The sequence below is a fragment of the Novosphingobium sp. KACC 22771 genome (genome assembly GCF_028736195.1).
Lineage (GTDB): Bacteria > Pseudomonadota > Alphaproteobacteria > Sphingomonadales > Sphingomonadaceae > Novosphingobium.
Map to the genome: position 1 here is coordinate 93162 of NZ_CP117881.1, position 24530 is coordinate 117691.

Sequence of the window (24530 nt, forward strand, 5' to 3'; positions counted from 1 at the left end):
GCCTGATCCGCCGGTCCATTCGGCAGATCAGGCGCGGGAGGCGCCATCGGGGCGTCAGGCCGCGGTCAGGTCAAACCTGTCGGCATTCATGACCTTGGTCCATGCGGCAACAAAGTCTTCAACGAACATCGCCTCGGCATCGGCGCCGGCATAGACCTCGCCGATCGCGCGCAACTGCGCGTTGGACCCAAAGACCAGATCGGCCCGCGAGGCGGTCCAGAGCTGGGCCTTGGTGGCGCGGTCAGTGCCGATGAAGGTCTGGTCGTCCTGCGGATCCGCCGCCTTCCACGCCGTCCCCATGTCGAGCAGATTGACGAAGAAGTCGGGCGTCAACTGTCCGGGGCGCGTGGTCAGGACGCCGGTGGAGGAGCCATTATGCGTCACCTCCAGCACCCGCAGCCCCGCCACCAGCACCGCCATCTCCGGCGCGCTCAGGCCAAGCAGTTGCGCCCGGTCGATCAACAGTTCCTCGGTGACCACGCTCATACGCGAGGGAAGGTAGTTGCGAAAACCATCCGCGCGCGGCTCCAGCACGGCAAAGCTCTCGACATCGGTCTGCTCCTGCGTGGCATCGGTGCGGCCCGGCGTGAAGGGCACGGTGATGCCATGGCCCGCCGAGGCTGCCGCGCTCTCGATGCCGACGCATCCGCCCAGCACGATGAGATCGGCCAGCGAGACCTTCTTCCCATCCCCGGCGGCGTCAAACTCGGCCTTGATCGCTTCATACACCGCCAGCACGCGGGCAAGTTGCTCGGGCTGGTTGACTGCCCAATCCTTTTGCGGGGCCAGCCGGATGCGCGCGCCACTGGCCCCGCCCCGCTTGTCCGACCCGCGATAGGTCGAGGCCGAGGCCCAGGCGGTGCCGACCAGTTCCGCCGTCGAAAGGCCCTTGGCCGCGATGGCCGACTTGAGCGCAGCAATATCGCCCGCATCGACGGGGGCATAATCGGCGGCGGGCAGCGGGTCCTGCCAGATCAGGTCTTCGGCCGGAACTTCCGGGCCGAGGTAGCGGATTTTGGGCCCCATATCGCGATGGGTCAGTTTGAACCATGCCCGCGCAAAGGCATCGGCAAAATGGGCCGGGTCGGCGCGGTAACGCTCCATGATCGCACGATAGGCCGGATCGACCTTCATCGCCATGTCGGCGGTGGTCATCATCGTAGGCACCATGACCGAGGGCGTATGCGCCTTGGGCGCCAGCGTCTCGGCCGGATTGCCCACCGGCTGCCACTGCTTGGCGCCTGCGGGGCTGTGGACCAGTTCATAGTCATGGTCGAGCAGCATATCGAAATAGGTCATGTCCCAGACCGTGGGCGTGGGCGTCCATGATCCCTCGATGCCGCTGGTGATTGTATGGTCGCCCATCCCGCTCTCGTGGCCCGATAGCCAGCCCAGCCCCATCTGCGCGATGTCGCCGCCCTCGGGCGCCGCGCCCACCTTGGCGGCATCGCCTGCGCCATGGGCCTTGCCGAATGTATGCCCGCCGGCGGTCAGCGCGACGGTCTCTTCATCATTCATCCCCATCCGGGCAAAGGTCTGGCGGATGTCGCGCGCCGAGAGCAAGGCGTCCGGCACCCCGCCCGGCCCTTCGGGATTGACATAGATAAGCCCCATCTGGATCGCGGCCAGCGGGTCCTCCAGCGTGCGCCCCGCCTCCTCGTCAATACGGGTCTTGCTTTCGGGATCGCCCACCCATTCCAGTTCGGTGCCCCAATAGACGTCGCGTTCCGGCTCAAAAATGTCCTCGCGGCCGCCGCCAAAGCCGAAGGTCGGGCCGCCCATCGATTCAATCGCGACATTGCCCGCCATGATAAACAGATCGGCCCAACTCAGCGCCGCGCCATATTTGCGCTTGATCGGCCAGAGGAGGCGGCGCGCCTTGTCCAGATTGCCATTGTCGGGCCAGGAATTGAGCGGGGCAAAGCGCTGCGAGCCCGAGGAGGAGCCGCCCCGCCCATCGCCGGTGCGATAGGTGCCCGCCGAATGCCATGCCATGCGGATGAAGAACGGGCCGTAATGCCCATAATCGGCGGGCCACCACGGCTGGCTGTCGGTCATCAGCGCCAGCAGGTCGGCCTTCACGCCATGATAGTCGAGCGTCTGAAAGGCGTCGCGATAGCGGAAGTCCTTTTTGTAGGGGCTGGCCGAGACACCGCCCTGCGTCAGAATGTCGAGGGAAAGCGCATTGGGCCACCAATCGCGGTTGGTCCGCCCCAAAAGGGCGCGCGACCGGGCGTCGGCCGCCGCATGGTGGACCGGACATCCTGGCTTGACAGTGTCCATTTCAAACAACTCCTTGAAGGATGGATGGGCTCGGTTGACAGATCAGGCGGCGCAGCGGCGCATCAGAGCGATGCCTCGACCGATTTGACCGCATCCATGATCACTCCGGCCACCGCCTCGGGCTGAGAAAGCAGCGAGAGATGCCCGGCATCCAATTCGGTGGTCCTGGCCTTCATGGTTGCGGCAAGCTCTCGCTCCAGTTCGACGCTGACGATCCTGTCCTGAGTCGACACGATATACCAGGTGGGGCGCGTCTCCCATGCCGCTTGCGTCACCGCATCGGAAAAGGTGGCGGCGGGCAAGGGCGGCTGGATGGCGGCCAGCACGCGGACCTCATCAGCGGGCAGATCCTGACCCACATCGTTGAGCCAGCCTGCCTCGCTGAGCGTCAGGTTGCCCTGACCATCGTTGATGATCGCGCCCAGCCCCGGAGGCGCCGGATAACGCCCGACCTGCTCGCCAACGGTCCCCTGCGCGCCGGGCGCAAAGGCGGCGACATAGACGAGCGCGGCGACCTTGGGATCATTGCCCGCCTGCGTGATGACCGCCCCGCCCCAACTGTGGCCCACCAGCACGACGGGCCCCTGAACCGTATCGAGAATGCGCTGCGTTGCGGCCACATCATCGGCCAGCGAGGATGTGGGATTTTGCACCCCCACAACCGGAATGCCCTTTGCCTGCAGCAGGGGAATGACCCGGCCCCAGCTTGATCCGTCGGCCCATGCCCCATGGACCAGAACAACCGTGACAGAGGTGGAAGATGGCGCGTTCATTGGCTTTACCTCGTATTGATGACGCGCCTTTATCGAATGCGCGCGCGAGGCGGTCTTGTCGCGGAATGATGGGTTTAGGATCGCCGGGCGATGTTGGCGCCCGAAACCGCGCGCTTGTATGGATGGCGCATATTCGCGCCCCCTTCCTCCGCGCCCCTGCCGCGCGGCGCCAATCCGTTCGGATCCGACAAGATTACAGGCCCTTGCGCGGGGAGAGTAGGGGCATGAAGCGCGGCATCCATGCCTGTCGCGCCCCTTCGCACCGGAAGGAGAACATCATGAAAATTGCCCGTATCGGCCCTGTGGGTCAGGAAATTCCGGTCCTTGTGGGTGAAAATGGTCAGTTGCGCGATTTGCGCGGGATCGTCGACGACATTTCCTCGCAGGCGCTGGGCGACGGCTTGCTCGACCGGATCAGACAGAGCGATATCGGCGCCCTGCCGTTGATCCCCGCATCAGGGGTCCGCTTTGGCCCTCCGGTGGCCGATGTCGGCAAGATCATCTGCATCGGGCTTAACTATACCGACCACGCGGCCGAAGTCGGCCTCGACCTGCCCGGTGAACCGACCGTCTTTATGAAAGGATGCCGTCCCAGCGGCGCCAACGACCCGGTCCGCCTGCCGCGCGGGGCGGAAAAGGGGGATTGGGAGGTCGAACTGGGCATCGTGATCGGCAAGCCCGGCATGTATATAGAGGAAGAGCAGGCCGTGGATCACGTCGCGGGCTACTGCCTGTTCAACGATCTGACCGAGCGCTCGTATCAGATGGAACTTGGCGGTCAGTGGACCAAGGGGAAGAGCTTTCCCGGCTTTGCCCCGATGGGGCCATGGCTGGTGACCGGCGATGAGATCGCGAACCCGGAAAATCTCGCCATCTGGCTGGAGGTGAACGGACATCGCCATCAGGATGGCACCACCGCCAATCTGGTGTTCGGCGTGGCCGCCATCGTCAGCTATCTTTCGCGCTTCTACGCGCTGGAACCGGGCGACCTGATCGTGACGGGAACGCCCGCAGGCGTCGGATTGGGCCACAAGCCCCCAGTCTTTCTGAAGCCGGGCGACGTGGTCCATCTGGGCATCGATGGCTTGGGCGAACAGCGCCAGACCATTCTGGCGTGGGAGGATTGAGGCCAAGGGGCGCCTATACGTTTTCGTATAAACGCCCCTTTTTCCTATGCCGAACGCCAGTTTCGCCGCCAAACCAGCGGCGTTTCATTGAGCATCCGGCGAAACAGGCGCGTGAGATGGGCCTGATCCGTAAGCCCGCAAGCGCAGGCGATCTGGCTGAGCGTGTCGTCGGTGTTGAGCATCAGGGTCTGCGCCCTGCGGATCCGCTGGCGCACGATATAGCCATGGGGCGTCTCGCCGGTACTGACCTTGAACGCGCGGCAGAAATGGCCGGGGCTCAGTTTGGCTATGACGGCAAGGTCCTCGATCAGGATGGTGGTGTCGAGCTTGGCCTCGATATGTTTGCGGATGCGCGACAATTGCCAAGAGGCCAGACCGCCCTTGGCCAGCTTGCCCTCCGGTTCGCGCGCGGTCTCGGGCACCAGGGCCCGTTCGATGCCGCGCGCATTCTCACCGCCCAGCAGCGCGCTGATCTTTTCAAGGCATTGTTTGGCAAGCCCCGGATCGACCTCCATCGCACGGCGGGCCTCGCCCAAAAGATCAAGGAGATAGGGCGGCAAGGCGACCGCTTCTGATCGCGGCTCTTCCATGATGTTCAAATACATGTCGCGCTCCCCTGGCGGTTTGCCGTGCCGCGGGCGATACCGTGGCGGGGGGAACTATCGGGCGGTTGCGCGCTTTTCTGAATCGAACGTGGGTTTTCCGGAAACCCTGCTTAGGATCAGCAGACCCTAAACCAAAGTATAGATTGGATTTTTCCCGGTTCTTGCATCGCCTAGAGCTCGATGATCCCCCGGCGCGCGGCAATGGTGACGGCATGCGTCCGATCCGCCGCTCCCAATTTGGCAAAAATCACTTTCATATAACCCTTTATCGTATCCTCCGAGAGGCCGAGGCGTCCGGCGATCTGCTTATTGGAATTGCCCGATGCGGCAAGGGTCAGCACTTCGGATTCGCGGGTGGAAAGCACGTCCTCGGCATGGTGCATGGCAATGCCCGTGGCGATCCCGGCCGACAGAAACTTGCCGCCCGCATGCACCGAACGGATCGTATGGAGCAATTCGGTGCGCATGCTGCTTTTCAGCAGATAGCCCGCAGCCCCCGCGCGCAAGGCGCTCATCGCCTGCGCATCGCCGGAATAGGTGGTCAAAACAATGACCCGCGCTCCGGGATGGTCCTTGCGCAACGCCTCGATCGCCGCAACCCCGCCCATGCCGGGCATCTGGAGGTCCATCAGCACGATGTCGGGATGATGCCGCTCGTAAAGCAGCACCGCCTCTTCGCCCGAAGCCGCCTCGCCGATAATCGCAAGATCCGCCTGCGTGCCGATGACCGCGCAGACGCCTTCGCGCAGCAACGGGTGGTCATCGACGACCAGCACACGGATCAGGTGGGATTGGGGCATAGGCGGCGGCATGACAACTTTGATTGCACAGAAGACTGCTTAATGTTCCACAATGCGGCGAAAGGCCAATGCAAACTTTTCGCCCGCCGCATCCAGTTCCGGTTCGGGGGCGACGAAAGAGCAGCGGCGCAGACCACCGCGCATCCGCACAAGGGCCTCCGCAATGCCCCGCAGCACGGCATGGGCGTTGGCCTCGGCGTTAAGGCGCGGCAATCCGGTGCATAATTGGGCGGGGGCAAAAGTCGCATGGCCCGCGCCCAGCCGGATGGCCTGACTGGCGGCGATCATGAAGGCGCGGCGGACCTTGGCCGTCGTTTTGCGCCCCGTCGGCCCAAGGCCCAGCATGATGACGCCCTTGGCCTTTATTGTTGATGGCAGTGAGGAGAGGTAAAGCGTCTCGCCCCACGCGCCGGTAAAGACGCCTTCGATCCGCAGGCGCAGGATCGCGCCGCGCAAGGCGCGGTCCAACGCCTCGACCCCGGATCCCAGATGCCGGACCGGGTGCTGCGCGCAAAGCGCCGCCACCGCCACATCGGCCTCCACCGTGGCGAGATTGCCCGCCACCAGTTCAAATCGGCAATCGTGCAGAATGCCCAGTTCGATGACCCTGCCCTTGTCCGGGCCTGCAAAAACCACTCTGAAGCCCTTCGATTGGCGCGCGCCGATGCCTTTCCCATGCGACGCGATGGCGGCGGCCCCGCAAACCGGCGCCGCGCCGGTGGAAACAGCGCAGCGCCGGGCCGCAAGGTGCCTGCGGCGGGAGGGGAACCGGGCCCCTGCGGGAAACGACCGGATCAGCTCTGGAGGAAAGCGAGCAGATCCGCGTTATACTGATCCTTGTGCGTGGTGGTCAGCGCATGGGGCGCGCCTTCATAGACCTTGAACTGGGAATGGGGGATCAGCCGGTGGGCCGCGGCGCCCGTGGGCGCGATGGGAACCACCGAATCCGCATCGCCATGAATGACCAGCGTGGGCATGGTGAAAGCGGCCATGTCGGGGCGGAAATCCGATTCCGAAAACGCGCCCACGCAATCATAGGTGCCCTTGATGCCGCTGGTCAGCGCGATCTGCAGGGTTTGCGCCAGAACGCCTTCGGATACCGCGCCCGGCTTCAGATTGGTGCCGTAGAACAGCGCGTTGAAATCGGACAGGAACTGGGGGCGGTCGGCCAGCAGCCCGGCGCGAATGCCGTCAAAGATTTCAGGCGGCGCGCCTTCGGGATTGTCCTCGGCCTTGATGAAAAAAGGCGTGACCGCGGAGGTCAGGCAAGCCTTGGTGACACGCGGACCTTTGCCCTGCGCGGCATAGCGCGAGATATAGCGCGCAACATCGCCGCCGCCCATCGAAAAGCCCACCAGCGCGACCTCTTCGACGCCCGCATCGGCCAGAACCAGCGCGATATCGTCGGCAAAGGTGTCATAGTCATAACCGCTCCAGGGCTGGCTGGAACGGCCAAAACCCCGGCGGTCATGCGCGATCACCCGAAAGCCCTTGAGGCCCAGGAAAATCATCTGCTGTTCCCACATGTCGGCGCTCAGCGGCCAACCGTGGCTGAAAAAGACTGCGGGACCATTTCCCCAATCTTTGTAATAGATTTGCGTTCCATCCTTGGCAGTGACCATAGCCATTGGTAAGACTCCTTGACGGGACACGGGGCCCGTGACCTTCGAACAACTTTATACTGACAGGGCAGTCCTGGAGGCTTGTATGGACAGCACCGAATTTGCCCGATCCGAACCTGATAGATCGACCCATGGCGATAGCGCCGAGGGCAGCGGCATGATCATCGTGGTCGATGATGACGCGCTGGTCCGCCACTCGCTCGACAGCCTGTTTCGCTCGGTGGGCTATGCCACGCGCCTTTATGCCAGCGCGCGCGAGGCGCTCAGCGAGCCATGGCCGGACATGCTGGTCTGCGTCGTGACCGATGTGCGCATGCCCGATATCGGCGGGTTCGAGCTTCAGGCCTCGCTGGCCGCGCGCCATGCCGAAATACCGATCGTTTTCATGACCGGGCATGGCGATATTCCGATGACCGTGCGCGCGATGAAGGCCGGGGCGGTCGATTTCCTGAGCAAGCCGTTTCGCGATCAAGACATGCTGGACGCGGTCAAGGCCGCAATGGACCGGGGCCGCATCGACCGCGAGGCCGGGCGCGACAATGCCCTTGCACAGGGCCTCTATGAAACGCTGACCCCGCGAGAGCGCGAGGTGATGCAGGGCGTTGTGCGCGGCCAGCTCAACAAACAGATCGCGGGCGATCTTGGCATCGCGGAAATCACGGTCAAGCTGCACCGGGCCAGTGTGATGCGCAAGATGAACGTGCGCCGGGTGCCCGATCTGGTCCGCCTTGCCGCCGTTATCGGCCAACCCTGAAACGGCCGACCTTTTTGGCCCGGTCATGCTCGACCTCACAGGCCTAACCCAAGGTATAGGATCGCCAATCGCCCTGCCGCCGCATACCTATGAAGGGCAAAACCTATCGAATGTGAGGATCGGCCGCATGAGCAGACGCCTTATCGCTGTCGTTGATGATGACGAACTTGTCCGCGCGGCAACGGTCAGCCTGTTGCGGTCCATGGACTATGAATGTCGCGCTTTTCCATCCGCCGAGGAATTCCTGCGCGATGCCGATCACCATTTCCATTGCGTGGTCAGCGACATCCAGATGCCCGGCATGACAGGTGTCGATCTGGCCCATCGGTTGGCGCTGCGACGGCCTCGCCCGCCGGTCGTGCTCTTTACCGCCTATCCCGACACTCTGGCGCTGGCCGCCAGAGACACAGGCCTTGCCGCCGCTCTGGTCGAAAAACCGCTAGACGGCGAAACTCTGCTCGCCGCCATCGAACAGGCGATCGCCGGCCGGGGATGATCCGTCGCGCTCGGGCGCAAGCGGCAGGATGATTTCAATGACCGCCCCGCCGCAATCACCTTCCCGCAAAGACATGCTGCCGCCATGGCGTTCGACCACGGCGCGGCTGATGTAAAGTCCAAGCCCCATCCCGTTCTTCTTGGTCGTATAGAACGTATCGAAGGCCCGCCGCGCGCCCACCTGCGCCCAACCCGGCCCGCGATCCGAAACGGTGATCACCGCCTTGTCGCCCCGCCGCTCCGAGGCCAGATAGACCGCTCGCTCGGCAGGCGGAACGGCGAGCATCGCCTGAAGCGCGTTGGTGATCAGATTGACAAACACCTGTTTGAGCAGAATGCGGTCGCCCAGCACGATCAGATTGTCCTCCTGCGGACAAATGCTCAGCCGCGTGCTGGTTTCGGACGCCTCGCGCCCCATCAGCGCCACGCTGGTTGTCAGCACGCTCTCCAGCTCAACCTCGCTCTGATCGACCCTGGCATCGCCCACCAGCGCCCGGACGCGCAGCATGACCTGCCGTGCATGCTCGACCCCTGCGCTCAATCCTGCCAGCGCGCGCTCGGTTTCCTCCATGTTGGGCGGGGTGCGCCCCAGCCAGCGCCGCGCGGCATCGGCAAAGCAATGGATCACCGTCATCGGCTGGTTCAATTCATGGGCAATCGTGGCCGACATGGCGGCAAGCGCGCCGGTGCGCTGCACATCGGCCAGTTCCTCGCGCGTGCGCAGGATCTGCTCTTCCAGCGCCTTGCTTTGCGAAACATCGAGAATGCTGCCGGGCACGCGGTCGAGCGAGGCCTCCGGCCCCAGGCTGAAAGCGACAATCACCTCTTTGGGAACGCCATTTGTCGGGATGACCGTGGCTTCTGACTGGAAATGCTTTCTGCGCTCCCAAACCGCCACCAGACATTCGGTAAAGCTGTCATCGCCCTCGGCCAGAAAGTCGCTGAGAGATTTGAAGAACTCGGCCTTGCATTGAACGCCCATCATCGTGAGCGCGCGGGCATTCACATCCGTGATCCGCACCCGGCGGCGCATCGCGGCGACAAATTGCGGATGGTCGCCCAGATAGCGGCGGATATCGGTGATCCCGCGGGCGCGCAGGGCCTCCAGCGCAGCGGCGACCTCGGAAAAATCATGCTCCCAGATGGAAACGGCCAGCGAATCAAAGAGCAGGCGATAGCGCCGCTCCGCCGACTGCACGCTGGCATTCATCGCCTGCATGCGCAGCAGGACCAGAGTGGTCACCCACAGCACCGTGAGACTGAAGGCGAGATGCACCAGCGCGAGGGGCGGCGCGCCTCTGGAACGGAAAATCGCATAACCGGCTAGCGAAAGCAGCGCGCAGGCGCTCGACCAGCCGATGATCGCGCGCCGCCGCGCCGGCGCCTCGACACTCGTGCCGATCAACAGGACAAGGACATAGAGCCCCGCCACGGCAAGGTCGGCACGGGTAAAAGCATCCAGCAGGAAGATGATCGCAGCCAGCAGGCCCGCGAAAACATGGGCGTTACCCAAGCTGCCGAGCAAGGGTGACGACGATTCGCCCCCCACTTCAAAATCCCATTTATTTGCAGCAGGATAGAGCATGCGGGGGATTCTATATCAATTAACGCTCAAGGCAGCCCCCTTATGCGTAGCCGGATCGTCCCCCGATAGGGTGGAGCATCGGCCTGCAAACGATAGCGCTATCGCGCGGCATGGCTATGCCGCGCCCGGGACAGGGATGGCAAAACCGTTCAGCGTCATCGAGACGAAGCAGTAATGCCCGACCAGATAGATCAGCTCATTGGTGCCCGCCTGCCCGAAACGCGCGATGGCCAGTTGATAGAGCGGGTCGGGCAAAGGCCCGCCGCGCAGCAGTGCCCGCGCCACGTCAAAGGCCGCCGCCTCATCGTCATCCAGATCCACCGGCCGTTCTCCGGCGGCCAGCGTGGCAATTCTCGCCTCGCTCATCCCGTGCTGGCTGATGGCCACCGCGCCATGGGCATAGATTTCATAGGCCGCGCCGAAATGGGCGCCGATCGCGATAATGGCGACCTGTCGCGCGGGGTCGGGAATGCGCCGGGCCTTGGTCATCGCCTGTGTCGCGCCCCAGAACGCCTGGCCCAGCGCGGGATCATGGAGCCAGGCGTTCCATGGACCCAGCAGCGCACCATCGTCGCGCCGCGTGATGAAAGAGGAATATTTCGCCGCAACACCCTCTGTCATGGCATCAAACAGCTCTCGCTGCTCGTCGGTGATATCGGATGGGGCAATGGGGGGCAGGCGCATGGCATTCTCCTCTAGCGCCTCCACGGGTCGGGGCGCGTAGGGCATCTTGGGGGAAACGCGCGTGCGATCCTTGTCGGGAAATACCGCCTTTGGGAGAAATGCGACGCAACATGGCGGATGAATTCACACAATCTCCGGCCGCTTCCACCTTGCATGATAGGCAACCCGGCGCGGCACAAGCAGCGTGACCCTTGTCCCATGCCCCAGCCTGCTGTGGATTTTCAAACGCGAGCCAAGCCGCTCGGCACGCTCGCGCATGCCCACCAGCCCGAAATGCCCCTCGCGCCATCCTTGCCGCAGGATCATCGGATCAATCCCGATGCCGTCATCGGCAATCTCGACGCGCAAAGACCAGAAGCGATAGGCAAGGCCCAGCGACACGTGCCGCGCATGGGCATGGCGCATGGCATTGGCCAGCGCTTCGCCCGCGATGGCCGCAATTTCCTCGACCACATCGCTGCAGACATCGCGGCGATGGCCCGACACATGCCAGGCCGCCGGGCCATTGCCGACGATGGATTTCAAACGGGCCACCAGATCGCCCGCCGCCCCGCCGGCGCGCAGATTTCGCACGCGATCCCGGCTTTCGATCAGGATGTCGTCGCTGCGCTCCAGCGCCTCGACCATCATTTTGCGCGCTTTGGAATCCGGGGGCAGGATTTCCGCCACGGCCTGAAAGCGCATCACCAGCCCCTGAACCCCTTGCAACAGCGTGTCATGCAATTCGCGGGCGATGCGCTCGCGCTCCTCGACCTGCGCCTCGATCCGGCTGCGCGTCTTTTGCGCCAGACTCTGCATCCGCCACAGGACCAGCGCGGCCAGCAGGGCGACAAGGAGCAGCCCCAGCCCCGCCCAGAACCACCAGCCCTGATCAAAATGGGGCTTTATCACCGCCCCTGCCCCTCCCAGCCCTGAAGGAATTCCAGCAGCAGCGCATTGACCGCCTCGGGCCGCTCCTCGTGGGGCAGATGGCCGCAGCGATCGATCGCCACCGCGCGCAGGTCGCTGGCCATCTCGCCCCAGACCTTGGGCATATCGAACATTTCGCCCACCGCGCCGAAATTCGCCCCCCACAGCGCCAGCGTCGGGCAGGCGATCTTGACCTCGGCATCCTCCAGGTCCTGGGCCACATCCTCGGCATTGGCGCGGTAATCCGCCATGGCCCCGCGCACCGCGCCCGGCGCGCGATAGGCCCGGACATAGGTGTCGAATGCCTCGCCGCTGATCGCGGCCGGATCATAGGTCCAATCCGAAAAGAACCAGCGCAGCCATGGCTCCTCCTTGCCCGCGATCAGCGTCTCGGGAAGGTCGGGGATCAGGTGGAACAGGAAGAACCAATAGGCCTTGGCAATCCGCGCATCGATCTCGCGCGCCACGATGCGGGTGGGAACATTGTCCATCACCACCAGCCGGTCCACCCTTTCGGGATAATCCTTGGCAAAGCGGGTTGCGACGCGCGCGCCCCGGTCATGGCCGACCAACGCGATCCTGCCGATACCCAGCTTGTCGAGCAGCGCGGCAAGGTCGCGCGCCATATTGCGCTTGTCATAGCCTGTCGCAGGCTTCTCGGTCTCGCCATAGCCGCGCAGGTCCGGCACGATCAGACGATAGAGTTCGCCCAGCACCGGGATCTGATGGCGCCATGCGTAATTGGTTTCGGGAAAGCCGTGCAGCAGAACCACAGGGGGCCCCTCGCCCGCATCAATATAGTTCTGGCGGATGCCATTGGCGCGGATGGTGTGGTTTTCACGACGGATCATGGCTGCATCCTGTTGAGCGTATAGTTGAGGGGGGCCCATTCAAAACTGCCTGCGCCCTTGCGCCGGATATGGCCGATGCCCGGAAACGAGATATGCGCGCCCGCAACCAGCCAGCCCTGTGCCGCCGCCCGCGCCATCAGCTTTTCACGCGCGGCAATGGCCATCGCCGCATTCCAGTCATAGCGGATCGCCACTTTGGGATCGGGAAACTGCACCGGCGCCATATGGACCGTATCGCCCCACAGCAGCATGGTCTGCCCGCCATCCTCCAGCAGATAGGCCGTATGGCCCGGCGTATGGCCCGCGGCGGCCATCGGCGTCAGGCCGGGGAGCAGCGCGGCACCGGCATCAAAGAATAGGACCCGGCCGCTCTGCTGATAGGGCGCGACGACCTTTTGCACCGCCGGGAAAAACGGCTTGAGCAAATCATTCACGCCAGCCGCATTGCGGCTGTCCAGCCAGAATTCCCCGTCCTTGCGCGGGATATGGATGATGGCCTTGGCAAAGACCGGTTGGCCATCGAGCATCAGCCCGCCGACATGGTCCTCGTGAAGATGGGTGATGAACACATCGTCGATCTGTTCCGGCGCATAGCCGGCCGCCAGAATGGCGCGTTTGAGGCCGCCCCCGTCCTTGCCGTAGAGATTGCCCGCGCCCGCATCGATCAGCACCAGACGCCCATCCATATTGACGAGAAACGCGTTGATCATGCCTTCGTAATGCAGCGGCAGGAAGGCATCCTTGAGCGCCGCCGCCACCTGATCGCTCGTCGCGCCCAGCGCCACCTTGTCCGAGGGAAAAGGATGCGTGCCGTCGAGCAGGGCGGTCACTTCAAAGCGGCCGACGAACAGGCGGAAATAACCGGGAGCCTGACCGCCGACCTGCGGGGTGGCGGGCTTGGATGCGGCCTGTTGCGCCATGGCGGGGGGGATGGCGCCCGGCGCCGCTGCGGCCAATGACGCCGCGAAAAGTGACAGGGCCCATATCGCCGCCTTGCCGGGGCGGGCCAATCGCGCGATCCCGGCCAAACTGTCGCAGCTATCATCCCGACTGAGCATCATGGCCTCCTTGTTTCCTCAAGGAGTCATGGACCTTTGGCGCGGCCCGCGATTGTCAAAGCCGATGATGATTGGCACGAAACGCACGCGTTCCCGCACGCATTGCGCAGGATTGGCCAAAACAGCGCAAGGGCGGCCAAGCGATCACCGGCCGGGTCCGACATGGTGGAGCGCGTATTGCCGCTGCTCCCCGCTTTTGCCAAGGAATTCATGCATGCAGGCCCATTCGCCCGCTTCCCCCGTTGCCGCCCCGCCCGCCCTGCTGGACGATCTCAAAGCGATCGTGGGCGGGCGCTATCTGCTGACCGGGGATCGCCGCACAGAGCGCTATCGCACCGGCTTTCGCTTCGGTTCGGGCAAGGCTCTGGCCGTCGCCCTGCCCGGCAGCCTGCTGGAGCTGTGGAAGGTGGTGAACGCCTGCGCCAGAGCGGGGGTCATCATCATCATGCAGGCGGCCAACACCGGCCTTACCGGCGGATCAACGCCCGATGGCGACAACTATGACCGTGATATCGTCATCATCAGCACGACCCGCCTGCATGGCATCCAGTTGATCCGCAACGGCACACAGGCGATCTGCCTGCCCGGATCGCGCCTGTTCGAATTGGAGGATATGGTGGCCGCCATCGGGCGCGAGCCGCATTCGCGGATCGGCTCCTCCTGCATCGGCGCCTCGATCTTGGGCGGCATCTGCAACAATTCGGGCGGGGCGCTGATCCATCGCGGCCCGGCCTATACCGAAATGGCGCTCTATGCCCGCATCATGCCGGGCGGAGAGGTCGAGTTGGTCAACCATCTGGGCGTTGACCTTGGCGATACGCCCGAGGCCATGCTGGAGCGCCTTGACGCGGGCGGGCTGGACGAGGCCACCATTGCCGACGACCCCGCGCGGGCCTGTTCGGATCACACCTATCAACAGCATGTCCGCCAGGTTGATGCCGATACGCCCGCCCGCTTCAACAACGATCCGCGCCACCTGCACGAAGCGGCGGGCAGCGGCGGCCATGTCGTAGTCTTTGCCGTGCGGCTCGACACCTTCCCGCGCGAAGACGATACCGTGGACTTTTACATCGGCACCAATGATCCGGCCGAATTGACCGCGCTGCGCCGCACCATCCTGACCAGCTTTGCCAATCTGCCGATTCAGGGGGAATATATCCATCGCTCGGCGTTCCGTCTGACCGAGCGTTATGGCAAGGACACGTTTCTGGCGATCCATTATCTGGGCGCGCGCCATCTGCCGCGCCTGTTTGCGCTCAAGGGGCGCTTTGATGCGTTTTTCGGGCGGATGCGCTGGGCCCCGCGCGATCTGTCCGATCGCCTGATGCAGGCGGCCGCGGCGCTGATGCCGCGCCACCTGCCCGAACGGATGCGCGATTTCGACCGGCGCTTTGAACATCACCTGATGCTGCGCATGGGCGGCCATGGCATTGCCGAAGCGCGCGACCTGTTGGCCAAAACCTTCCCTTCGCCAAACGGCGCATGGTTTGAATGCACCAAAGACGAGGGGGAAAAGGCCTTTCTCCACCGCTTTGCCGTGGCGGGGGCCTCGATCCGCTACCGGGCGCTGCATCGCGATCTGGTCGACGATTTTGTCGCCCTCGATGTGGCGCTGCGGCGCGACGATCAGGACTGGAACGAGCAATTGCCCGAAGACATCGCCAAACGGATCGTGGGCATCAGCACCTGCGGCCATTTCTTTTGCCACGTCTTTCACCGCGACTATTTCCTGAAGAAGGGCGAAGATCCGGTCGCGTTTGAACAGGCGATGCTGCGCCTGCTTGATGCGCGGGGCGCGGAATATCCGGCCGAACACAATGTCGGCCACCTCTATCCCGCCAAGCAGGCGCTTAAAGAACACTATCGCACGCTTGATCCCACCAATAGCCTCAACCCCGGCATCGGGCTGACATCCAGACGGGCCAACTGGGCCTGAGCGCCCGGCCTAGGCCGGGTGGATCATGTCGCGCGCATAATCGAGCCCGATGCCATAGCCGCCGCCATGATCGACCACGATGGCGCGCGCGGCCTCATAGGTGTCGCGCCGGGTCCAGTCGCGCTGAAGTTCGAGGAGAAGCTGGAGCCATGACGTCATCACGGCGCCCGCCTGCTCCAGACGCCGCAGCGCCGCCGCATGGCTTTCCGGTGTCAGCCCGCCGCAGGCATCGGCAACGATGCGCACCGCAAACCCATCGGCCAGCGCAGACAGCGCGGGGAAACTGACGCAGGCCTCGGTGAGCAGCCCGGCGATCACCAGCGTCCTGCGCCCGGTCCCCAGAACGGCAGCGCGCGCGGCCTCGTCCTCCCACAGGTTCATGTTGCGCCGTTCGATCGGCACCGCATCGGGCAGAACCTGCCGCAGCGGCGGCATCAGCGGGCCGCTGTAGACCTTTGAGGCCGAGGTGCTGACGACCACCGGAATATCAAACGCCCGCGCGATCCGGGCCAGCGCAACGGCATTGCTGCGCAGCGCCTGTCGGTCAGCAGAGCCTGCGGCAAAGGCAAGACCGGCCTGTTCGTCGATCAGCAGGATGGCGCAGTCTTGAGGCGTGAGCAAACTGTGGACCGTCATGATTCTAACCCCGGCTGGTGTTTTCCGGCCGCATGGCACAGTCGGGCAAAGGCGATCTTGTCGATTGGCGCGGTTTCTTGGACGCGTCGGCGGCATCCCGCCGAGGGTCGCGCAGGAGGCTGATATGGCGCGGAACAATGGTCCGACCCCCGCCTTTCATGTGCATCCTGTCCAAGCAGGCGGGCCGCCGCTTCCTTACCTTGCCGCAACAGCGAAGAGCGGGCCTGCCGCCCCCCGTCCAACCTGTCCATTGGAGTTTGCAGCATGTCGAAACAGACCATCGCGGACCTTATTGCCAACACTCTGGCCGATGCCGGGGTCGAAAGGATTTGGGGCGTCACGGGCGACAGCCTCAACGGGTTGAACGAGAGTCTGCGCCGCATGGGATCGATCGCTTGGATGATGACCCGCCATGAGGAAGTGGCCGCCTTTGCCGCCGGGGCGGAAGCGGGGCTTACGGGGAGGCTGGCGGTCTGCGCGGGATCATGCGGGCCGGGCAATCTGCACCTGATCAATGGCCTGTTCGATTGCCATCGCAACCATGTGCCGGTGCTGGCCATTGCCGCCCATATTCCTTCGACCGAAATCGGCCTTGGCTATTTTCAGGAAACCCATCCGCAGGAACTGTTCCGCGAATGCAGCCATTTCGTCGAACTGGTCACCAATCCCAAACAGATGCCCGAGGTTTTGCACCGCGCCATGCGCGCCGCCATCGGCAAGCAGGGCGTTGCCGTGGTCGTGATCCCCGGCGACGTTGCCCTTGCCCCCGCGCCCGATGGGGCGCAGGGCGCCTTTCCGCCGCTGGCGCCGCCGCGCATCCTGCCCCGTCCCGATGAGATTGAGCGCATGGCCGATCTGCTCAACGGGGAAGCCAATGTGGCGCTTTTATGCGGCAGCGGATGCGCCGGCGCGCATGATCAGGTCGTCGCGCTGGCCGACCGTCTGGGCGCCCCCATCGTCCATGCGCTGCGCGGCAAGGAGCATGTCGAATGGGACAACCCTTTTGACGTGGGCATGACGGGCCTGATCGGCTTTGCCTCGGGCTATCAGGTCATGGAAAACTGCGACGTGCTGTTGATGCTGGGCACCGATTTTCCCTATCGCAACTTCTATCCGGCGCAGGCCAAAATCATCCAGATCGACCATGATCCATCGCAACTGGGCAAGCGGGCCGCGCTGGCTCTGGGCGTCGTGGGCGATGTGCGCGAAACGATCGAGGCGCTGCTGCCCCGGCTTGAGCGCAACGAGGATCGCCGCTTTCTTGACGCCGCGCTCGACCACTATGCCCAATCGCGCGAAGGTCTTGATGCGCTGGCCACGCCGGACGGTCCGGGAAGGCCGGTTCATCCGCAATATATCGCCCATCTGCTCAGCGAGATGGCCGATGAGGATGCGATCTTTGCCGCCGATGTCGGCACGCCCACGGTCTGGGCGGCGCGCTATCTGCGGATGAACGGGCGGCGCAGGCTGCTGTTTTCGGCCAATCACGGGTCAATGGCCAATGCTCTGCCCCAGGCTCTGGGCGCGCAGGCGGCCTTTCCGGGGCGACAGGTGATCTCACTGTCGGGCGATGGCGGGTTTGCCATGTCGATGGGCGATTTCCTCAGCCTGGCCCAGCTCAACCTGCCGGTAAAGGTCGTCATTTTCGACAACAGCCTGCTCGGCTTTGTCGCGATGGAGCAGAAGGCGGGCGGCTATCTGGACGTCAATGTCCAACTGAAAAATCCCGATTTCGCGGCCATCGCGCAGGCCTGCGGGGTGCTGGGCATCAGGGTCGAGGATTCGGACGGTCTGAAAACCGCCCTGCGGCGCATGCTCGACCATGACGGCCCCGCGCTGGTCGATGTGCGGACCGCCTCGCAGGAACTGGTCATGCCCCCCGCGATCAAGCTGGAGCAGGCCAAGGGTTTCAGCCTCTATATGCTCAAGGCCATCATGAACGGCCGGGGCGACGAGATCGTCGAACTGGCGCGCACCAATCTGAGGCGTTGAGGAAAGCTTCGTTCAAACCGTGCAAATTTGTCCTGCTTCGGGTCACGTTCATCCAAGACCCGAAGCGGGGTCCGGCGTCAGAAAAGGCGGCGAACCGGGCTGCAGCCCAGCCTGCTTGCCCGCCTCTCGCCCTCCCCCTGTCGGGGAGCGGACGCCACCCCGAAAAGGACGATGCCGATGACCCTCACCGCCACTGCCACCCCCGGCAAATCGCTGATTTCGCCCACCGACCACATCCTGTTCCTGATCGACTACCAATCGCAGATGGCCTTTGCCACCAAGTCGATTGCGGCCGAACTGCTGCGCAACAATGCGGCGCTGATCAGCCAGGCTGCCCAATCCTTCGGCGTCTCGACCATCCTGACCACGGTGGCGGAAAAGAGCTTTTCCGGCCCGATGTTCGACGAGATCAAGGAAGCCTTCCCCGGCCAGGCCATGCTCGACCGCACCTCGATGAACACCTGGGAAGATGCAGCCGTGATCGAGGAGGTCAACCGCATCGGCAAGCAGCGTCTGGTGTTCGCGGGCCTGTGGACCAGCGTTTGCATCGTGGGCCCGATCGCCTCGGCCATCGATCAGGGCTTTGACTGCTACTTCATCGCCGATGCCTGCGGCGATGTCTCGGCCGAAGCGCATGAACGCGCCTGCCAGCGCATGATCCAGTTGGGCGCCAAGCCGATGACCGCGCTGCAATATATGCTCGAACTCCAGCGCGACTGGGCGCGGGCCGAAACCTATGATTCGACCACCGGAATCGCAAAGAAGTGGGGCGGTGGTTATGGCCTTGGCATCACCTACGCCAAGACCATGTTTGGCGCCTCGGAAGGCGGGCATTGATCTTGCCCCAGACCTTTCAGGGCGCCCCCTTTCAGGCCGCCCCATGACCCTGCGGCGCCGGAACGCCTGCCCCCCGATCCCCCCGCACCCGTTCCGGCGCCCCTTTTTTACGCGATAAAGGAAAGCCCATCATGTCGATCTCGGCCCAAGACAAGCGCAAAGCCCCCCTCGCCACGCCATCGGGCCTGGGGCAGGAGGCCACCCACGATCTTTCCGCCGCGCTGACCGTGCTGCTGGCCGATATTTTCGCGCTCTATCTCAAGACCAAGAACTTCCACTGGCATGTCTCCGGCCCGCATTTCACCGAATATCACCTGCTGCTCGACCGTCAGGCTGACGAACTTTTCGCGATGACCGACCCCATCGCCGAGCGCGCCCGCAAGCTTGGCGGCACCACGCTGCGCTCGATCGGCCAGATCGCCCGCCAGAGCCGGGTGCTGGACAATGATGCCGATTATGTCGAGCCGCAGGACATGCTGGCCGAATTGCGCGATGACAATGGCGATCTGGTGAAGCACCTGCGCGCCCTGCACGAATTGTGCGAAGAGCACCGCGACGTCGTCACCGCCAGCCTGATCGAGAACTGGCTGGACGAGGCCGAGGGCCGCCGCTGGTTCCTGTTTGAAACCGGCCGCCGGGGCTGATTGAGCGCCGCCGTGCCGGCGCCGAAATCTTACGGCACCAGCACGGTGTCGAGCGGCGGCTCAACGGTCTGGGGATAGTCCAGCGTATAGTGCAGCCCCCGGCTCTCATGCCGCTTCAACGCAGAGCGCACGATCAGATCGGCGCTCTGCAACAGGTTGCGCAATTCGATCAGGTCCGTCGTCACGCGGAAGTGGCCGTAATAATCGTCCACCTCGTCAAACAGCAGCTTGATGCGATGGGCCGCGCGCTCCAGCCGCTTGGTGCTGCGCACGATGCCGACATAGTTCCACATGAAGCGGCGGATTTCGGTCCAGTTCTGCTTGATGATGACTTCTTCGTCCGAATCCGAAACCCGGCTTTCATCCCACGCCCGGATCGAGGGCGGCGTATCGAATTCATCCCAGCGCGCCAGAATATCGGCCGCCGCCGCATCGCCAAACACCAGACATTCCAGCAGCGAATTGGACGCCAGACGGTTGGCGCCATGCAACCCGCTCTCGGCGCATTCGCCCGCCGCATAGAGGCCGGGCAGATCGGTGCGCCCGTCCAGATCCGTGACCACCCCGCCGCAGGTATAATGCTGGGCCGGGACCACCGGGATCGGCTCGCTGGTCATGTCGATGCCCAGCGAGAGCAGCTTTTCATGAATATTGGGGAAATGCTCGCGCACGAAATCGGCGGGCTTGTGGCTGATGTCCAGATGGACGAAATCGAGGCCGTATTTCTTGATCTCGCTGTCGATGGCACGGGCCACCACATCGCGCGGGGCCAATTCAAGCCGCTCGTCATAATCGGGCATGAAACGCTTGCCGGTGCGCGGATTGATCAACCGCCCGCCCTCGCCGCGCACCGCCTCGGTGATCAGGAAGTTCTTGACCTCAAGGTTGTAGAGGCAGGTGGGGTGGAACTGCATCATCTCCATGTTTGAAACGCGCGCGCCCGCGCGCCATGCCATGGCGATGCCGTCGCCCGTGGCCCCGCGCGGAGCGGTGGAGAACTGATAGACGCGGCCTGCGCCCCCGGTGGCCAGAATGGTGGCCCGGCCGATATGGGCCTCGACCTTGCCGCTGGCCTCATCCAGCGCATAGACGCCCCACACCCGGCCCGAGCCGGAATAGCGCATCTCATGCCGCCCGGTGATCAGGTCGATGCAGCTTTGCCCCGGCAGCAGCGTGATATTGGGATGGTCCTGCGCCGCGCGGATCAACGCCTCCTGCACCGCCCAGCCCGTGGCGTCGGCCACATGGGCGATGCGCCGGTGCGAATGGCCGCCCTCGCGGTGGAGGTGCAGATGATCGCCCTCGGTGTTGAACGGCACGCCCAGATCGGCCAGACGCCCGATGGCCAGCGGCGCGCGCTCGACCACATATTCCACCGTGTCGAGCCGGTTGAGCCCGGCGCCCGCCACCATTGTATCGCGGATGTGATCCTCGAACGTGTCGCCCGCATCCAGCACGGCGGCGATCCCGCCCTGCGCCCATGCGGTCGATCCCCCCGTCAGCGTGCCTTTAGCGAGCACCAGCACTTTCAACCGCTGAGCCAGAGAAAGGGCGGCGGTCAAACCGGCGGCGCCCGAACCGATCACGATCACATCAGCATTCATAAGCCATTCCAATCTGGGCCGCTGCGCGATGCGCAAACGGCAGGCGATTCGAGGGGTCGCTTTGCGCCCAAAGGGCCAATTTGAAAAGCAGGCAACGCAACGAAACTGTCATTTTCGCAGATCGCAAGCGGATATGGTTAAATCTTTAAGACGAAAGAGGAAAATTTTGCAAAATGGGTCAACCAAGTGCTTTGCGACCGCATAATTTAGGTATATGTACATAGGCGGATCGAAGTTTACACGCATTTGCCTGTCGGCATGGCATAGTGAGTTTATTAGAACTCGCTAATTGTCGGCCTGCGCAAGAATTAGGGTCGTCACGATGAAGCTGGACTTGCCTTTATGTCTTTTTAATCGACACGTTCCGCGCCGAAGTCGCGTCAAATGGGATGGTCTGAATTTTGTGGGCAACTGCAAATTCTGTGACAAGCCCATTCGCCGGATGGACAAAGGCCGCTGGGTCAAGGACGAGATGGAAAAGGCCAAGGCCTCGGAAATGTGAAATGCTCCCGATCGCGGCGGGCGGCGCTTACGCCGCCTCCGTGGTCAGGCTGACAAAAACATCCTCCAGATCGGCCTCGCGCGTGGTGACATCAACGATCACCAGGCCCTGGGCCTGCACCGCGCCAAGGATCTCGCCCGCGTTGGTCTTGTCCTTGTTATAGGTGATTTCGATCATATTGGGCGCGACGGCCGCGCATTTCACAAAGGCCGGATGGCTGGGCAGCGCGGCAAGTGGCCGGTCAAGCGTGAGCACCACGATCTTTTCCCGCGCCATATCGACCATTTCGCGCGTGGGCTTGTTGGCGATCAGCTCGCCATGGTTGATGATGGCGATGCGGTCGCACAATTCCTCGGCTTCCTCCAGGTAATGCGTGGTCAACACCACCGTCACCCCTTCATCATTCAGCCGTTTGACCAGTTCCCAAAGCTGGCGGCGCAATTCCACGTCCACGCCCGCCGTCGGCTCGTCCAGCACCAGCACCGGGGGCTGATGCACCATCGCCTTGGCCACCAGCAGGCGCCGCTTCATGCCGCCCGAGAGCGTGCGGGCATAGGCCCTGGCCTTGTCGGAAAGATGCACATCGGCCAGCAGTTGGTCGGACATGCGCTCGGCCTTGGGAATGCCGTAAAGGCCCGCCGTGTTTTCCAGCACCTCATAGGGGGTGAAGAAGGGGTCGAACACGATCTCCTGCGGCACGATACCGATGGCGCGCGAGGCGTTGCGGCGGTCCTGGTCAATGTCAAAGCCCCAGATCGAGACCTCGCCGCTGGTCTTGCGCACCATGCCCGCCATGATGTTGATCATGGTCGATTTGCCCGCGCCATTGGGGCCCAGCAGGCCGAAGATCTGCCCCTGCGGCACGTCGAGCGACACACCTTTGAGCGCCAGCTTGCCCTCGCCATTTCCGGCGGGCGCATAGCGTTTGACAAGGTTGCGGATCGAGATGGCGGGGGCGTCGGACTGGCTCATGCGCGCTGCTTAAACCCCTGATGCCGGACGCGCAACAGGACTTAGCCCGCCGCCATCCTGTCGCCCCTATCCTGCGGCCCCTATCCCGCCGAACGCACCAGTTCGGGCAGGCGATGTTCGGCCCAGCGATAGACCGCCGAGCGCCGTTCGAGCGCGCGCATCGCCGCGGCCGGATAGACCTCGTTCACCAGTTGGGCAAAGGTCTTGTTCCAGCTGAAGCGCTGCACCACATGGTTGCGCGCCGCCGCGCCCATGGCGCGATAATCGCCGCGCCACAGCGCCTGAACATGCTCGGCCATCGCGGCGGCATCGTCCACCGGGCCAAGTCGCCCCAGCCCCGTAGGCACGCGCGCAGGCATCGCCCCGCTGGCCACGCCCACCACGGGCAACCCGCTGGCCTGCGCCTCGATCACCGAAATGCCGAAGGTTTCATCCGCCATCGCCGAGACATAAATGTCCGAAGAAGCCAGCGCGACCGCCAGCGCATCGCGATCATCGACAAAGCCCGGCAGCGCCACGGCCATCCCGCGCGTCTCGCGAATCAGCCGGTCGCGCAGTTTGCCGTCGCCCAGCATGACCATCGCCGCGCCCATTTCAGACGGCAGACGGCGGAACATTTCGACCAGCCGATGCGCGCGCTTTTCATTGTCGATGCGCCCGGCATAGATCAGCAGCGGCCCATCGCCGGCCAGCCCCAGCTTTTCGCGGAAATGGGGATCGCGCCGCGCCGGGCTGAACTGCTCGGTATCCACGCCCAGCGAGAGCACATCGACATGATCGATGCCCCACTCTGCCAATTGTTCGCGCACGGGATCGTTGAGCGCATAGAGGCGGTCAAAAGCGCCATAGGTCTTTTGCGCATAGGCCACGCCGATCGCGCGCAGGCCATCGGCCATGCGGCGGCCGAACAATTGCTCGCCCACGCGGTGGATATGCACATTGGGAAAATCGGTATGATACCCGGCCACCAGCGCGGTTTCGGGATGGGCGCGGCGATAATTGATCGCGGTCCAAGGCAAAACCCACGGGCAGAGCGATTCGATGACATCGGGCCGGAAATGTTCGAGCACCTCGCGCACCGCGCCGGTGCGCAGGATGAAGCGGTAATTGGGGCTGCCGCGCACCTGTTCGGCGCCGACCTCGACCCAGATATGCCGCCCGCGTTCGACCACGCGATCTTCCGGTCCGGGCACGATCTGGAGCAGGCGATGCCCGGTCTGTTCAAGAATATAGCGCCGCTTTTCACGCAGATAGGTGCTGACCCCGCCGCCACCGACGGGTGCATAGGATTGGGTGAGGTCGCAAATCAACATTTCTCGGTGGGCATGACGCATGCTTATTCGACCTCAACCTATCGCGGCGCCCTGTCCGTGTCGGTCGGACACGGATGAAGGCCGCCCAATCGCGGCGAGGAATGCCCCCAGCATCGGCCTCGCACGCTTATTCACGCAAAAATCGGCCCCGTCTGCCCACCCTTTAACGGGGTTACAGACATTTGGCAAAGGAGATAAATCGCACCAAGCCAAGTAACAAATTGTCTCAAAGCGGCCGAAAGGCGCGCGCGCCGGAAATTGCCCCCTCATGCCCACGATCAACAAACACACCCGCAGCCTCTGGAAATCGCGCGAAACTCCTGCTAGTGGCCTTTTCCCATGAGCGACCAGCCCGAAACCGTCACCGTTCACACCACCCGCGTTCACTGCGATGGCGCCGAAGCGATCCGTACCGATGGCACGTTCAAGCCCTCGGCGCTGGGTCATCCGCGCGTCTATCTCGAAATCGACGAGCGTGGCTTCGTGGATTGCCCCTATTGCGACAAGCGCTTTGTGCTGGATCAGGCCCACGCTCATCATTGACGGGA

At 63.7% G+C, this 24530-nt stretch carries 24 protein-coding genes; 9 read left to right on the plus strand and 15 right to left on the minus strand.

The window, feature by feature from the left end; translation table 11 throughout:
* Nucleotides 1-54: 54 nt before the first annotated feature.
* Both katG and PQ467_RS00455 read right to left on the minus strand, forming a co-directional pair.
* The gene (gene katG, locus PQ467_RS00450; protein WP_274174619.1) at nt 55-2283 is read right to left on the minus strand and encodes a catalase/peroxidase HPI; all 2229 of its coding nucleotides are present in this window, start codon (nt 2281-2283) and stop codon (nt 55-57) included.
* A gap of 62 nt (nt 2284-2345) precedes the next feature.
* On the minus strand, nt 2346-3056 hold the full coding sequence (locus tag PQ467_RS00455; protein ID WP_274174620.1) for an alpha/beta fold hydrolase: 711 nt from the start codon (nt 3054-3056) through the stop codon (nt 2346-2348).
* 278 nt (nt 3057-3334) lie between these two features.
* Here PQ467_RS00455 and PQ467_RS00460 point away from each other — a divergent pair, with 278 nt between their 5' ends.
* Complete coding sequence (locus PQ467_RS00460) at nt 3335-4183, plus strand: fumarylacetoacetate hydrolase family protein (RefSeq protein WP_274174621.1); 849 nt, start codon at nt 3335-3337, stop codon at nt 4181-4183.
* 44 nt (nt 4184-4227) lie between these two features.
* Here PQ467_RS00460 and PQ467_RS00465 read toward each other — a convergent pair whose 3' ends face one another.
* The 4 genes from PQ467_RS00465 to PQ467_RS00480 all read right to left on the minus strand — a co-directional run bounded on the left by PQ467_RS00465 (nt 4228) and on the right by PQ467_RS00480 (nt 7216).
* Nucleotides 4228-4788, minus strand: coding sequence for a helix-turn-helix domain-containing protein (locus tag PQ467_RS00465; RefSeq protein ID WP_274174622.1), 561 nt, complete (start codon nt 4786-4788; stop codon nt 4228-4230).
* Nucleotides 4789-4958: 170 nt separating this feature from the next.
* On the minus strand, nt 4959-5588 hold the full coding sequence (locus tag PQ467_RS00470; RefSeq protein ID WP_274174623.1) for a response regulator transcription factor: 630 nt from the start codon (nt 5586-5588) through the stop codon (nt 4959-4961).
* A 39-nt stretch (nt 5589-5627) separates the two neighbouring features.
* Entirely contained in the window at nt 5628-6224 is a 597-nt protein-coding gene (locus PQ467_RS00475) for a M17 family peptidase N-terminal domain-containing protein (protein ID WP_274174624.1), read from the minus strand.
* 158 nt (nt 6225-6382) lie between these two features.
* Nucleotides 6383-7216 carry an alpha/beta fold hydrolase gene (locus PQ467_RS00480; RefSeq protein WP_274174625.1) on the minus strand — a complete coding sequence of 278 codons (834 nt, stop codon included), beginning with the start codon at nt 7214-7216 and terminating at the stop codon, nt 6383-6385.
* Between the two features lie 79 nt (nt 7217-7295).
* On the opposite strand from PQ467_RS00480, the gene PQ467_RS00485 reads away from it, so the two are divergent.
* Together PQ467_RS00485 and PQ467_RS00490 are read left to right on the plus strand one after the other, a co-directional pair.
* A complete protein-coding gene (locus PQ467_RS00485; RefSeq protein ID WP_274174626.1) occupies nt 7296-7964 on the plus strand; it encodes a response regulator transcription factor in 669 nt (222 codons plus the stop codon).
* Between the two features lie 127 nt (nt 7965-8091).
* Nucleotides 8092-8460, plus strand: coding sequence for a response regulator transcription factor (locus PQ467_RS00490; RefSeq protein ID WP_274174627.1), 369 nt, complete (start codon nt 8092-8094; stop codon nt 8458-8460).
* Here the strand turns inward: PQ467_RS00490 and PQ467_RS00495 are convergent.
* From PQ467_RS00495 to PQ467_RS00515, 5 genes are all read right to left on the minus strand, one after another.
* Entirely contained in the window at nt 8404-10044 is a 1641-nt protein-coding gene (locus PQ467_RS00495; protein ID WP_274174628.1) for a PAS domain-containing sensor histidine kinase, read from the minus strand. The genes PQ467_RS00490 and PQ467_RS00495 overlap by 57 nt on opposite strands.
* Before the next feature lie 114 nt (nt 10045-10158).
* Nucleotides 10159-10728, minus strand: coding sequence for a carboxymuconolactone decarboxylase family protein (locus PQ467_RS00500; protein ID WP_274174629.1), 570 nt, complete (start codon nt 10726-10728; stop codon nt 10159-10161).
* Between the two features lie 123 nt (nt 10729-10851).
* Complete coding sequence (locus tag PQ467_RS00505) at nt 10852-11619, minus strand: sensor histidine kinase (RefSeq protein ID WP_274174630.1); 768 nt, start codon at nt 11617-11619, stop codon at nt 10852-10854.
* Nucleotides 11616-12488, minus strand: a complete 873-nt coding sequence (locus PQ467_RS00510) for an alpha/beta fold hydrolase (RefSeq protein ID WP_274174631.1) — start codon at nt 12486-12488, stop codon at nt 11616-11618. The genes PQ467_RS00505 and PQ467_RS00510 overlap by 4 nt, the downstream gene beginning before the upstream one ends.
* Nucleotides 12485-13546: an MBL fold metallo-hydrolase gene (locus tag PQ467_RS00515; protein WP_274174632.1), complete on the minus strand. Its 1062-nt coding sequence runs from the start codon at nt 13544-13546 to the stop codon at nt 12485-12487. The genes PQ467_RS00510 and PQ467_RS00515 overlap by 4 nt, the downstream gene beginning before the upstream one ends.
* A 214-nt stretch (nt 13547-13760) precedes the next feature.
* Here PQ467_RS00515 and dld point away from each other — a divergent pair, with 214 nt between their 5' ends.
* The gene (gene dld / locus PQ467_RS00520; protein WP_274174633.1) at nt 13761-15482 is read left to right on the plus strand and encodes a D-lactate dehydrogenase; all 1722 of its coding nucleotides are present in this window, start codon (nt 13761-13763) and stop codon (nt 15480-15482) included.
* 9 nt (nt 15483-15491) lie between these two features.
* On the opposite strand, the gene PQ467_RS00525 is transcribed toward dld, so the two are convergent.
* The gene (locus PQ467_RS00525) at nt 15492-16118 is read right to left on the minus strand and encodes a hydrolase (RefSeq protein ID WP_274174634.1); all 627 of its coding nucleotides are present in this window, start codon (nt 16116-16118) and stop codon (nt 15492-15494) included.
* 264 nt (nt 16119-16382) lie between these two features.
* On the opposite strand from PQ467_RS00525, the gene poxB reads away from it, so the two are divergent.
* From poxB to PQ467_RS00540, 3 genes are all read left to right on the plus strand, one after another.
* Nucleotides 16383-18110, plus strand: coding sequence for a ubiquinone-dependent pyruvate dehydrogenase (poxB, locus tag PQ467_RS00530; RefSeq protein ID WP_274174635.1), 1728 nt, complete (start codon nt 16383-16385; stop codon nt 18108-18110).
* A gap of 177 nt (nt 18111-18287) precedes the next feature.
* Nucleotides 18288-18947: a hydrolase gene (locus PQ467_RS00535; RefSeq protein ID WP_274174636.1), complete on the plus strand. Its 660-nt coding sequence runs from the start codon at nt 18288-18290 to the stop codon at nt 18945-18947.
* A 131-nt stretch (nt 18948-19078) separates the two neighbouring features.
* The gene (locus tag PQ467_RS00540; RefSeq protein WP_274174637.1) at nt 19079-19591 is read left to right on the plus strand and encodes a Dps family protein; all 513 of its coding nucleotides are present in this window, start codon (nt 19079-19081) and stop codon (nt 19589-19591) included.
* Between the two features lie 29 nt (nt 19592-19620).
* Here the strand turns inward: PQ467_RS00540 and nadB are convergent, their stop codons facing one another.
* Entirely contained in the window at nt 19621-21195 is a 1575-nt protein-coding gene (gene nadB / locus PQ467_RS00545; RefSeq protein WP_274174638.1) for an L-aspartate oxidase, read from the minus strand.
* A 322-nt stretch (nt 21196-21517) separates the two neighbouring features.
* Here nadB and PQ467_RS00550 point away from each other — a divergent pair, with 322 nt between their 5' ends.
* Entirely contained in the window at nt 21518-21697 is a 180-nt protein-coding gene (locus tag PQ467_RS00550) for a hypothetical protein (RefSeq protein ID WP_274174639.1), read from the plus strand.
* A 27-nt stretch (nt 21698-21724) separates the two neighbouring features.
* On the opposite strand, the gene PQ467_RS00555 is transcribed toward PQ467_RS00550, so the two are convergent.
* Together PQ467_RS00555 and PQ467_RS00560 are read right to left on the minus strand one after the other, a co-directional pair.
* Nucleotides 21725-22669: an ABC transporter ATP-binding protein gene (locus tag PQ467_RS00555; protein WP_274174640.1), complete on the minus strand. Its 945-nt coding sequence runs from the start codon at nt 22667-22669 to the stop codon at nt 21725-21727.
* A gap of 80 nt (nt 22670-22749) precedes the next feature.
* Nucleotides 22750-24003 (minus strand): glycosyltransferase, encoded by a 1254-nt coding sequence (locus PQ467_RS00560; protein ID WP_274174641.1) that lies wholly within the window; start codon nt 24001-24003, stop codon nt 22750-22752.
* A gap of 318 nt (nt 24004-24321) precedes the next feature.
* Between PQ467_RS00560 and PQ467_RS00565 the strand changes: the two genes are divergently transcribed.
* The gene (locus PQ467_RS00565; RefSeq protein WP_168603085.1) at nt 24322-24525 is read left to right on the plus strand and encodes a zinc-finger domain-containing protein; all 204 of its coding nucleotides are present in this window, start codon (nt 24322-24324) and stop codon (nt 24523-24525) included.
* Nucleotides 24526-24530 lie beyond the last annotated feature (5 nt).